Origin of the sequence: Zobellia galactanivorans (genome assembly GCF_000973105.1) — a bacterium.
Lineage (GTDB): Bacteria > Bacteroidota > Bacteroidia > Flavobacteriales > Flavobacteriaceae > Zobellia > Zobellia galactanivorans.
Window position 1 is genome coordinate 2,589,905 of the sequence record NC_015844.1, and the last position, 12,881, is coordinate 2,602,785.

Genomic DNA, 12,881 nt, shown 5'->3' on the forward strand with positions numbered 1-12,881 from the left:
TTCGTGCTATTCTTGAAGTGTGAGTGTTTGGGTAAAAGTTTCAACGGTACGTCCGTTTGAGCTGATGGTGTTTTTTAGGGTATAGGTGGTCCCTTTTTGCAGATGGACCTTGGTCGTGAGGCTAACTGTTGTAGATTGAAAGGGTTTTATGGAATCTAGCGCTCCTGAGGCCAACTCCGTTTCTTTTCCGTTCTCAACAAGGGTTATGGCGATATGGGCGGATGAGGATGCGACTTGCCCGAAATTTTCGACTTTTACGCTTAGGTCGTATTCGCTTGTGGTTTTTGTGAAGACCGGGGCCCGAGAAGAAAGAATGGGGGTGATGTATTGAACTTCGGGTAAACGTGCATAGCCAAAGAGCAGTTCCCCGTTTTTGTCCTTCCCCAATAATTTTCCAGCGAAATTTTCGTCGGTAAGGCCATTGCCTTTTCCTTCAAAAATGAGGATAAGGTCATCTCCCGATTTTTCCGTACGTGATAATTTACTTCCTTTTCCGAAATTTACTTCTTCAGAGGCACCAAAACGTAACGAACCTAAATCAATATCGCTATGTGGGTCAAAATCGTTTTCCGCCTCAATTTTAAGCTTGATTTCTTTTGTATTGGAAGTGATTTTTTTGGTGTTTAGAACGGTCAACAACTTTTCCTTTCTAAGGGGCACGACAATGAGTTTTGAACTGTGATTATCCTTGGGGAGGTCTTCGTATTTTAAGGTGTCGATTACCGCAAAGTTGGCGGCAATGGCCCTTCCTTTTTCATCTTGTAGTATACGGATACGTTCGTATTTGTGCCAACCTTCCTTAGTACCGTCTTTATGGACGGAAATACCAGGCGTATAGGCTTCCCCGGGGTCTACCTTCCAGTTCACGCCATCTTTAGAGCGAAGGTACCACGCAATCCTGCCCAACCAATCGTTGACGATGAGGTGGTACTGTACGTGGTCTTTCCAGACGACGGGGTCTTCATACTTGCCTTCCACTGGGGGGTAAACCGATTTTTCGCCTACCATGTTCCAGGTGGCCAGGCCATCTTTGCTGAACCAAGGGTAGCCATGGCGGTTTATCATTAAGAAGGAGCCGTCTTCGCGTTGGGCAAAGGTGCAATTGTGCATGAAATTGGAAGCACTCGAGGTTTTGCGGTCCCGTTTGTCGAATTCAAATTGTCCTTCTCGCCACGGGCCGTTAATGTGTTGCGCTACATAGTATTTATCGGTCACGTAAAGAACATATCGTCCTTTTTTGGTTACGTACCATGTGGGATTGTGTCCATGGCCTACTTCGCCGGCAATTTTGAAAGGACCGAAAGGAGATTCCGAAACACCGTGTACCACACGGCTGTTAGGGTAGGCCATATGCCCTTTTTCTGCACTTTCTGGCCAACGGCAAACGAACAAATGGTATTTTCCATCTTCCTTTTCGAGCAAGGTATTGCCTCCCCAATAGGACCAAAGCGGACTTTCAACGCCATTGTTGATGTCTCTAGGGATGACATTGGGGGAGCCCCAAGTATCGGAAGTCCTTCCCCCGAGATCGGGCATGGGTAAAAAACGGTCCATAAAACGGCCTCCCCAAACGAGCTTGTCCCAAGCTGCCGGACGCTCCCTTTTTACGACCATTTCGTGGGCTTTCTTTTTTTGTTTTTTTGAAGGGGTACTTTGTTGTGCCTCAATTGATGAAATATTGAGAATTGCGAAGGCAAGGAGAAGGTGACTGAGTTTCATTTAAAAGGATTCAATTATTTCATTAATTTTTGGATATCGGCATCCAGTGCTTTGAACATTAGTAAATGTCCTTCTGCATTGGGGTGCAGGTAATCGGGCATAAGTTCTTTGTTGACCTTTCCACTCTCGTCAACATATTTAGAGCTGATATCTATATAATGGATTTTTGAATTCTTTTTTGGGAAGGATGAAATCAGCTTGTTCGTAGCCTTGTTGATATTATCTCTGTGATTAGGTTTGTACCCATAGGGAAGAATGCCCATGAGGAGAATCTCGGTATTCGGTAGTTTTTGGGTCAATAGACTACATATTTTGTAAATACCATCGCCCAGTTCTTCTGGGGTGCTTATGTTTAAATAATGGTTGCCGTCCGTATTATTTGTACCTATAAGTACAATGGCTACTTTTGGATTGATACCTTCTAAGGTGCCATTTTCGATGCGCCATATGACATTCTCGGTACGGTCACCGCTGATGCCCATATTGACGGTGCGGTAGCGATCTAAGTACTTGGTCCAAACCTCTTTTCGGTCTTCTTTTTCCAACGTGTGAAAAATGGAATTGCCCACCAAAATCAGTTCGGGGTCAGATTTAAGTCGACTTTTAATAGTCTCGTGCCGTTTGTTCCACCATTCACCTTCTAGTTGAACGGATTGGGCTGCCGGGTTTTCCTTTTGAGAACCAAGTTTCGTACTAGAACATGATGCTAGTAGGTATATGAGTAAGAGGAGTAGGGTGTGACCGGGTTTGATTTTGTTAAGCATAATAGTTCAACTTGGTTTTAAACTTTTTTTTGAACGGGGCCAATACCATTTTCCCAGTTTTCATTGCATTCCTTAAAAAGTGTCGCTTTTAATTTTTCAGTTGTTTCAGGATGCTCTTGGGCCAAATCATTTACTTCTTCGTAATCATCGGGTAGATAATAGAGCTGAAAAACATCTGCCTTCAGAAAATATCGGAGCTTCCATCCTTCTTGGGTGACCAAGGCGGGACCCATTTTAGAGCTATAAACCGTATAATCACGGAGTTTAGGCGTGCCGCCGAATAGTACCTGTGCATAAGAAACCCCATCTTTTTCATCGCGCTGGGGCACACCTACGATCTCGGCTAGGGTATTCAAAAAGTCATAGTTACTTACCATTTGGTCCGAAACCGTACCGGCTTTTATGTGGTCTTTCCAGTACCAGAATAGGGGAACGCGAACCCCGCCTTCCCAGTTGTCACGTTTTTTTCCCGACATACCGTCATTGCCGTCAAAAATATCACCGGCAACGCGACTGTTGAAGCGTGTGGTGATATTATCAAATTCTTCTCCTTTTACGTTGACGTTGTTTTTTGAGGTACGCCCTTTTTCGGGGTAGTAAATTTCATGTCCGTTGTCGGAAGTAAAGACAATGATAGTGTTGTCAAGAATTTCCATTTCTTCGAGTTTGGAATAAATTCGGCCCACATCGTCATCCAACATCTTTACCATAGAAGCATATTCTTTTTCCCATTGGGTCAAGTTGGGGTTATTGGCTAATTCAGGATGTACCTCGGGAACCATGGTCGGCCCGTGGGGCAACTGTGTAGGGAAATAGATAAAGAAGGGTTTGTTTGTTTTTTGGGGGTGGTTAGCTTCCATAAAACCCAACATTTTTTCCATGATAATATGCTCCGAATAGACGGCCTTACCTTCCATATTCCACCGATCCTTAAAATTTTCGGAAGAGTCGTATTCCGTGGTTTTGGCACAATCGACATGGGTGTTTCCTGGGATGTCGACTTTTTTGCCGTTCTCAAAAAGGAAAGGGGGGTAAAAACCATGGCACCGAAGATGGTCGTAATACCCAAAATGATGGTCCCAACCATGACGTTCCATACGTTCGGGAGTGGTGGCAAAACCCCATTCCAATTTTCCGAACTGCCCTGTGGTATAGCCTGCCTTTTGCGCAATTTCACCCAAGAACACCTCGCCTTTTTCGGCCGGAAGGGCTACTTTGTGGATTTTAGCCTTGATTTCTTCCAGGGTGAGCCCATTATCCAATTCCTTATAGATGCCCGCTTTTACAATGGTCATGGCATCACCCCCATGGCAGTCGTGCATTCCGGTCAATAGGCTGGCCCTTGCTGGGGCACAATACATGGCGCCGTAGGCCCTTTCAAATTGCATGCCTTGCGAGGCTAACTTGTCAATATTGGGCGTAGTCAACATCTTTTGCCCGTAGGTGCCTAACATGCCACGGCCTAGGTCATCGGCGTAAATAAGCACAATGTTGGGCTTCTTTATCTTTTTTTGGGCTTGGCACTGGGGTACGTTCCACAGGATGAACAGCAGCTGGATAAAGAGAAGTTTTGTGGTATACAATAGTGGTGGCCGGTTCACTTGTGGGGCTTTTTTTGATTACTTGGAAAGGATTGAATTCGGGGGCAGGGGCACCCTGTTCATTTTACGCCAGGCCACGAGTTCATCGAGCAGGGCCTTGGCGGTTTTTGGCTGTTCCTTGGCCAAGTTGCTCGCTTCCCTTGGGTCGTTCTGTAAATCGTATAGTTCGAGCCTTCCATCGGCCAAAAATTGGATCAGTTTGTACTTCCCCTTACGGATGACCGAACAGGTACCATGCTTGTATTGGCTGGCCAAATGCCAGAACAAGGGGCGTTTTTTAAAACTGTTCTTGTCTTTTTGAAATAGGGGCGTAAGGGAATTTCCATCTAGTTGCCCAGTGTAATCTACATGGGCAACATCCATTAGTGTCGGAAAATAATCGGTAACCGAAATAGGAATCTCCGTTCTACGGGCTTTTACCTTGCCGGGCCAATGAATTAAGGCGGGAACTTTTATTCCTCCTTCATAAATTTCCCCTTTGGAACCTCTTAACTTTAAATTCTCGGAGGCAATACCGTGATAGCCATTATCGGAGGTAATGATAATCAATGTATTTTCTTCTAAATTATTCTTTTTGAGGTATGTTATGATTCTACCGATATTCTCGTCCATAGACTGTACCATGGTGGCGTAACTGGCCATCCGTTCTTTGTTTTTGCCTATACCTTGTCCCGTTATGGGGTCGCCGGGTTTGTTCATGTATTTATCAAAGAGCTCATCGTTTCTGTTCTTTATGGGACGATGTACCGCATAGAAATGAAGGTTGATCAAGAACGGGGCGTTTTTATGGTTGTCCATAAATTCAATGGCATCGCTGGAAAGTCGGTCCGTGAGCCATTCATCATCGGGTTTTGGGGATATAAACGGATTGCTGAACGGGGCGCGATACCCTCCACGTTCACTTTTGTAGCCTCCTTCTTCTAGGGCCGGGTCTCCGCGAAATGTACCGCCGACGTTTTTGATAAAGCCCCTGCCTTCGGGGTAGTATTGTTTTACGGCTGGTGTCTTATGGTTCTCTACCCAAGTGAAATCCCCAGGTCGAGGTTGATCCAATTTTTGCTGGATGGGCCAGTTCATGGCCAGTTCTTTTTCAGGATAGGGCCCTACAATATGCCATTTCCCTAAGTGAATGGATTGGTAACCTGCGGCAGCAAGGGCTTCTGCATAGATGGGATGTTCCTTTCCGACCGTCCAACGAGAGAAGATATTTTCTTGGGCATCTCCTTTCTCCAATACGGGAACGGTGTACACCCCGGTCCGGAATGATTGTTTCCCGGTGAAAAGGGCGGCTCTTGAAGGCGAGCAGGTAGGATACATATAGGCATTATCGAATACCAAGCTTTCCTTGGCCAACGCATCTAGTGCCGGGGTTTCGAAATAAGTGGAGCCGTTGAAGCCGACATCGGCATAACCGAGGTCGTCTACAAGAACAAAAATGATATTAGGTTGTTTTTCTTGGGCCCAGCTGAACCCAAAAGACATTAGAAATAGCAATGACAGAAAAAAAGAGCCCTTTTTTAGAAGCATGGTGCCAAACATTTATTCGGTTTTTTTAATGTACTTGAGCGGGGCGATACGTTTGCCTGTTTTGTAGTCCAGTCGCTTACCGTAATAGATGTAGTTGTCAAAGATATCTCCTTGTCCCAATGTTCGGGGGTCGCCCTGTGCTATGAGTTCAGTTTCCATTTGGGTACGAAGCTTTGTAATGACCTCGGCATTTTCAGGTCGGTCGGCCAGGTTATCGATGCAATGCGGGTCTTTTTGAATATTGTAAAGTTCGTGCTCCGGTCTCTTATCAAAATTCATCTCAAAGAAGTGATATTCGTCATCATCCGGTTTTAGGGAAGTGATATAACTCTTGGTAGGCGAACCATCGGTATTCATAAAACCATATTCCGGATTGCCAACGGGCCATCTTTCGGGTTTTATGTTGTGAACGTATAAGAGGGAGTCGTTTCTAATGGCCCTTACGGGATAGGCAAGGTTGGTGCCATCTTCATTGGCCCGGCCCACATCGTGGCGTTCCTTACCTAAAAGAACGTGATCTCTACTAGAATCGATCCGACCGGATCGAGAATCGAAAAGTTGCTTTGTAATACTGCTTCCCGTCATTTGCGGATGGGGCGTTTCCCCGACTACTTCCATAAAGGTAGGGGCTAGATCTGAAAAGCTGACGAAATCGCTCACGGTACGCCCAGAGATAATCTTGCCCTTCCAATATGCGATGAGTGGAACATGGAAACCTTCTTCGTAAATCTGGCCTTTTACCCTTGGAAAGGGCATACCGTGATCAGAAGTGATTAGAACCAAGGTGTTTTTCAAGAGTCCCTTTTTCTCCAGGATCTTTATGGCCTTCCCTACATGGGTGTCGAACCATTCCACCTCATTGGCATAGTCGAGCAGGTCGCCGCGAATAATTTCGTTGTCGGGGTAAAAAGGGGGAACGTCGGCTTCCTCTAGTTTGCGACCGGCTTTTTTCCAAGAATCCAATTCGTAAAAACGATGGGGTTCTTTGGTTCCCAACCAAAAACAAAAGGGAACGTTCTTGGGGTTTTCGTTTAGAAAGGCCTCGAAATTTGAGGCATAGTCAACATCGGTGATTCCCTTATAGGGGGGCTCGAGTTTAATGGTGTTGTATTCAGGTCCGGCGGGGTTGTCTTTGGTGTCGTAAACGCCAGGTCCCCAGCCTTTACCCGTATATCCTACGCGATAACCTTTTTGGGCCAGTAGCTGCGGATAGGTTTTGAATTCCAGCGGAAAACGCCCGTTGTGATCGGTGGCCTCTTTCAACTGCCAACTGTACTTGCCCGTTAAGATACAGGCCCTTGCCGGTGAACATTTGGGATTGCCGTTATATGCATTTTCAAAAACCGTACCCTCTTTGGCCAAGCGGTCGATGGCCGGGGTGTTGATGAAGGTGTCGCCATAGGCGCCAAAACTCTTCATGGAGGCATCGTCCGCAATACAGAATAAGATGTTCGGGCGTTCGGGCGGTGTACTTGGCGGGTTCGCGCTAAGTGAGAGCATCCCGACAATACCGAATTTGAGGATAGATTGCAGAAATTGAAAAGTATATGTTATCATGGTCCTGGTTTTTACAGGTAAGTTACAAATTGTTTACAGCGGTTGGATTCAATATGGTACTTACTTATTGAATTCCGAAATGATCAAGCTCCAGATGACCTTGGTGCCATCCGCTGCGGTAACTTCGTAGTTCATGTCACCTTTGCCGAAATCGGCTATTTCACCGAGGGCAGGGGCGCCATTTGAAGGGGCCAATGTAGCAGCCGTGGATATGTCGGCATAACCGACAATGGCCGAAAGGCTTACTTGCGAACGGATTTCCTCTGGAAAATCGCTACTGGCAGGGGGAACCGATATGATGCAGGCGACTTTTTGATTCACGGTGTCTATGGTCGCTTCCGTATCAAGTTGAACTACTTGGAGGCGATTGTAGTCTTGGGTGTCATCTATCCACCTATATTCAAATCTGAAATTGGTGATTTCGGCTTCGCTAAATGCAGGTAGCTCCTCTAGGTCGGATTTCAGGCAAGAGGTCATTGTAAGACCTACAAACAGAAACATCAAGTATTGTATATGTTTTTTCATCGTATGTGATTTAATATGGTGCGTTAATTTACCAACCTGGGTTCTGGTCTAGTTTTTCGTTGAGTATTCGTTCGTTTTCCGGTACGGGAAATAGATAGCGTCTTGTGGAAAAACGTTTCTTTTGGTTGCCAGGCTTAAGTACCACGGGCTTGCTTTCAAAGCTTTTTCCATCTGCGGAAATTTCAAAGAAGGAATATTCTTTGTCGTTCAGTTCAGGGATAACACCACCGCCTGCTTCTTTGCCCCATCGCAGTAGGGACCAGTAGCGGTCGTTTTCAAAAAATAATTCTACCCGACGCTCTATTTTGTACCAATCCCAAACTTGGTCTAGGGTCATACCCGCCATAAGTTCGGGGAGTTTTCCGTGCTGCGCCCGTGTTTTGTTGATGTACTGCACGGCCGTTTCGGCATCGTTCATACGGAGCATGACTTCGGCATAGTTCAAATAGGCGCGGCCCAATCTGGTAATGACCTGATGGTAATTGGTGAAGTTTACGGCCTTGTACCCTTCAATGTCGTAAATGCCCTTTCTTATAAAATAGCCCGATATGGTAGAGGCCCCGGTTCCCTTTGTACTTTGGGCGTAATGCATGTTCCCCCCAATTCTTGTAGTTACCGTATTCGTGAAGAGTTGAGAGGAGTCTTGTACAATGGAAGCGAAGAAACGGGCATCGCGGTGCTCGTTATAGATGGCGTCGGAAAGAAAACCTCCGTTCATTTCAAAATCTTGGTAATACGAGGTTTCGTCCCACCTTTTGGCTACGCCGTCGGTATCCGTAACCAAATAATCGTCGATTAGGTCTGTTGAGGGCATTGCCGTTGTCCAACCTAAGAATGATTCGTTGAGTTTGGGAGTCCCTTCGGTTTTGGCTACCTCCATATTGGGTACAATACGTTGCATTGGGGTCAGCACACAAAGGGTGGCGTCTATATTGGTGTATAGCCCTAGTATGATTTCCGAAGAGTTCAAGGCCCGATCGTAATCGTTGAATAGCTCACCGTAATTGGGGTCTAGGGCATACCCTAGGGTAAATAGGTCTTCACTGGCTTTCTTTGAGATGCTGTAATAGTCTTGTTTTCCACTTTCTATATATGCGGCACCGTGCAAGGCAATTTCGGCCAACATGGCGTAGGCTGCCCCTTTGGTAAGTTCACCGACCTCCGCATTATTGGCAATAGGTAGGTCAAGGGCCGCTTCCTGCAGGTCTTTGATGATGAAATCATAGGTTTCTTTAATCGTTTCGGTTCGAGGAAGCTTTAAATCGTCTTGGGGGGTAAGCACTTTGTCGACAATGACGTATTTGCCGAACAAGCGAGCTTTAGAATAATAGATCAAAGCCCGTAACATCTTGCCCTGTGCTATCAATTTGGGTTTGATGTTCTCAGGAATGCCCTCTGAGGCAGCGACTTTCTCAATGATCAAGTTACAGTCCCTGATAACTTCAAAGGAATTTTGCTTGATAGGGGCTTTAAGTCCTAATGGGGCATTGCCATAGAAGTAATAAGAATTGTTCTTGGCCCAACCCGCATCATAAAACGGGTCAATAAGGTCTAAGGCTACTTTGTTGGCATTTACCAAGACCGTGTTATCGGTAAAGTCATCGTTACCGGCACCACCACCTTTTGGGTCAGGGTCTTCTGGGTTGACCAACAATTCGGGTAAGACCGAATTATAGGTGTTATAGATAAAACCTTGGGCCAGATTGGCATCGCTCCACACATCTTGTTCGGTGTATTTATCTAGGGGCTCGGTATCTAATAGGTCGTCGCTACACGAGAAACTCATGAGGGCGATCGAAATGGAAAATAGGGATATATATACGTTCTTCATTACTAACTTTTTTTTGAATTAAAATCCAAGGTTTATACCAAATGAATAGGTGCGTTGAACAGGGTAGCCGTAGCTGTTGATCCCATTGTTGTCGGCCTGTACTTGTTCCGGGTCAAAAAAGTCTTTCACAGGGGAAATGGTGAACAAGTTGGTACCACTTGCAAATATTTTGCACGAAGAAATCCAGTTGTTGTCGGCCAAAATCGATTTCTTTAGGTCGTAGCCCAGTTGAATGTTCTTCAATCTGAAATATTTGGCGTTCTTTAAGAAGTAATCCGAAGGGTTGCTTATGATGTTATTGTTTCCTCCATTTACATCTACGGAGGTAACCGGTCTTGGGTATGTGGCATCGGGATTTGTTGGGGTCCAATAATCCAATTGATACACATAGGTCAGGCGTTTGGCTTCCGCCGCAATAAAACGGTCAAAACCAATATATCGGTTTCCGGCACCTTGAAAGAGGCCGTTCATGAACCATCCTTTGTAGCTCATATTAAAATCGATGCCATAGGTCAGGTGGGGTTGGGAAGGAAGGCCTGCCAAGCGTTTGTCTTGCTCATCTATTTTTCCATCGCCGTTAGAGTCGACATAGCGGATATCGCCGCCTTGTGTTTCGGTAGAACTTAGTAGACGGGGTGTATTCAAGATGTCTTCGTCATTTTGGTACAATCCGTCGGTGATATAGATTTTTCCACCTTGCCAGTAATCGGTCCTATGGGTTTCCCTAGTGTATGGGTTTTTGAGGGTAGCCTCGTCTTCGGTGTCTAATTGCTCCCATAATTGATTAAAATAAGAGACGTTTCCGCCCAATCCGAATTTGAATTCGTTGATATGGCTCTTGTAGCGAAGCGAAACTTCGTATCCTGCCCTTCGCTGTTTAGATCCGGAACGGATTTGCGGCAAAGGTTTGCCTAATGGTTGGGAATATACATTTTGCGGACTCACCAAAAATCCGGAGGTGAGGTAGTAGAAATATTCCAAGGTACCGCTGAACTTATCGCCAAAGGTAGAGAAGTCCAATCCGTAGTTGAACGATTCCCTATTGTACCAAGTGAGCTCGTCGGGGTTGACCAAGTTGCCTTCCGAATAGCCGTTGACCAAGGAGTTTCCAATAGTATAAATGCCCGATTCAAGGTTGTAGACCGGAATATAACCGAATCGGTTCACTCCTTCGGAAACTCCGGTTTTACCATAAGAGCTTCGTAGTTTTAAGGAGTTGACGATGTTGTCTTCCTTTAATTTTTGCATAAAATTCTCCTCGGCAATATTCCAGGCGAATGACATGGCCGGAAAGAAGCCCCATCTTTTTTTAGGGGCAAAGTTGTCGTTACCATCGTATCGGCCACTAAGCTCAATAATGTATTTGTAATCAAAGTCGTATTTCAAACGGAAGACATACCCCGCATTGGCGGCTTCACGTTCGCTGCCATCATTGTCTTTTCCTACGGCCGGGCCGGCAAAAAGTTGATCGACCGCACCTGATAGGTAGTTTCTTCTCGAGGCCGCTAAATTGGCATAGTTGCTGGTGGTCTGGTTATAAACAAAGGTAGCATCAAGACCGTGCATGCCGAAAGTTCTGGAGTACGAAGCGCTAGATTCAAAATACAATCGGTTGCTGTAGTATGAACTTAAGCTTAGTGCGGGGGGCGTTTGCGCCATGAGTGAGCCGTCTTGCATATAGAGGGGCACATTGTATTCCCATAATTTTCCCCAACCGTCACCATCGCGGTAATTGGCCATCATACCTAGTTTTAGGCCTTCTACGTTCGGAACTTGCCATTTTAGGTCTAATTGGGCATTGATAAACTTATCCCTTGTTTTGTTGTAGCCGGCGTCTTTGTCGGTGAGGGCGAGCGGGTTGTCGCCGTTACCACCTCCAGCCAAGGTGCCGTCAAGGTTATACCCCCTGTAAAGCGGGTCGGTGTTTTGGTTTACGGCACGCCATATGCCGTACATTCCTGACGATGGTTCTTGATAGTTTTCAATACTTGAGTTGAGGTTTATACCCACGTCAAGACCTATTTTTTCGAATTTGGTAGTAACGTTACTTCTAACGTTGAACCGGTTATAATTGACTACGTCTGCCTTTAGTAGGCTGCCTTCGTCGATATATCCGAGGGAAACGAAATAGTTGGTCTTTTTATCACCGCCCGACAGCGAAAGGTTGTGGCGTTGTTCGGGTGCAAATTCCTTTAAGGTCAGGTCTGGCCAGTTATTATCGGGATAGGTGTCGAGGTCGGCATGCGTCCTGATGGTCTCCAATTGGTCTGGGGAGTATGGAACCGGTATGCCTTCATACGCACTGGCCGCATTCTGGACTTGGGCAAATTCATAAGAATTCATCATTTCAGGAAGAATGGTAGGCTGGCTCATTTGGTAGTTGTACGAGTAGTTGACATTGATCTTGCCGTCTTTACCCCGCTTGGTGGTGACCAAGACAATACCGTTTCCTGCCCTTGAACCGTATACGGCCGTAGCTGCAGCATCTTTAAGGAAGCTAATGCTTTCAATATCGTTGGAATTGATGGTGTTGAAATCTTGCTGCTCCGTAATGACCCCGTCAATGACGTATAAAGGGGCGCCACCCCCACGAATGGAAATAGCCGGCGAACTACCTGGAGCACCACCACTGTTTTCGACGATCAGACCTGAAACTTGCCCTTGAAGCGCTTCGCCCACGTTGTTAAAAGGGGTCTGTTCCAATTTTTCGGGTGCCAAGGTCGTAACGGCTCCTACCATTTTTCGTTTGGTAGAGGTTCCGTAACCGATGACTACTACCTCGTCTAACTTGGCGGAGTCGGTATCTAGGGAAATGTCTATGGTTGTTTTTCCATCGATAGCTACTTCTTGTGTGCTATAACCGATATAGCTAAAGATCAGGACATTGGAGCCTTCGGGTACTTCGATGGAATAGTTGCCGTCAAAATCGGTGACGATACCTACTGTAGTGCCCTTTACGAGTACGTTTGCACCGGGAAGGGGCATGCCGTCTTCCGTGCTAATTACCGTTCCGTTCACTGTGGTTTGTGCATATGCGGCACCGCAGATGAGCATGTTGAGAATGCATAGTGGAAAGAGCCACCGCCTGAAAAATTTAGGTTTGTCTTTTTTCATGGTTTGAGTTAAGTTATTTAAATACTTGTTGTGTGAGTTTCGAATGGAAAAGTGTCCTGTAGTTTTTCGACATTCGCAGAATCAAAGGTATTTTTTAGGGAAGGAAAGGTGTATCTCTAGGTAAATTTTATGTATTTATAGATCAATACGCCTCGCCCGTAACAGTTTGTTACTGGTGTATGGAACGTGTAATTGTTAGGGGGAAAGGGGCTAAGCGTGGTAGTTTGACGGTTTTGCACAAAT

The 12,881-nt window shown here is 45.8% G+C and carries 8 protein-coding genes; all 8 read right to left on the minus strand.

Features of this window, described 5'->3' with window-relative positions:
* Window positions 1–6 precede the first annotated feature (6 nt).
* The 8 genes from ZOBGAL_RS10445 to ZOBGAL_RS10480 are packed head-to-tail and all read right to left on the minus strand — an operon-like array spanning window position 7 to window position 12,638.
* Window positions 7–1,719, minus strand: a complete 1,713-nt coding sequence (locus ZOBGAL_RS10445) for a glycoside hydrolase family protein (RefSeq protein ID WP_013993568.1) — start codon at window positions 1,717–1,719, stop codon at window positions 7–9.
* Window positions 1,720–1,733: 14 nt separating this feature from the next.
* Window positions 1,734–2,483: a GDSL-type esterase/lipase family protein gene (locus ZOBGAL_RS10450; RefSeq protein WP_013993569.1), complete on the minus strand. Its 750-nt coding sequence runs from the start codon at window positions 2,481–2,483 to the stop codon at window positions 1,734–1,736.
* A gap of 17 nt (window positions 2,484–2,500) precedes the next feature.
* Window positions 2,501–4,084: a sulfatase-like hydrolase/transferase gene (locus ZOBGAL_RS10455; protein WP_013993570.1), complete on the minus strand. Its 1,584-nt coding sequence runs from the start codon at window positions 4,082–4,084 to the stop codon at window positions 2,501–2,503.
* An 18-nt stretch (window positions 4,085–4,102) separates the two neighbouring features.
* On the minus strand, window positions 4,103–5,611 hold the full coding sequence (locus tag ZOBGAL_RS10460; protein WP_148560704.1) for a sulfatase: 1,509 nt from the start codon (window positions 5,609–5,611) through the stop codon (window positions 4,103–4,105).
* Window positions 5,612–5,623: 12 nt separating this feature from the next.
* Window positions 5,624–7,168 (minus strand): sulfatase family protein, encoded by a 1,545-nt coding sequence (locus ZOBGAL_RS10465; protein ID WP_013993572.1) that lies wholly within the window; start codon window positions 7,166–7,168, stop codon window positions 5,624–5,626.
* Window positions 7,169–7,228: 60 nt separating this feature from the next.
* Window positions 7,229–7,693 carry a DUF5018-related domain-containing protein gene (locus ZOBGAL_RS10470; RefSeq protein ID WP_013993573.1) on the minus strand — a complete coding sequence of 155 codons (465 nt, stop codon included), beginning with the start codon at window positions 7,691–7,693 and terminating at the stop codon, window positions 7,229–7,231.
* 28 nt (window positions 7,694–7,721) lie between these two features.
* Window positions 7,722–9,524, minus strand: coding sequence for a RagB/SusD family nutrient uptake outer membrane protein (locus tag ZOBGAL_RS10475; RefSeq protein ID WP_013993574.1), 1,803 nt, complete (start codon window positions 9,522–9,524; stop codon window positions 7,722–7,724).
* Window positions 9,525–9,542: 18 nt separating this feature from the next.
* The gene (locus ZOBGAL_RS10480) at window positions 9,543–12,638 is read right to left on the minus strand and encodes a SusC/RagA family TonB-linked outer membrane protein (protein WP_013993575.1); all 3,096 of its coding nucleotides are present in this window, start codon (window positions 12,636–12,638) and stop codon (window positions 9,543–9,545) included.
* Window positions 12,639–12,881 lie beyond the last annotated feature (243 nt).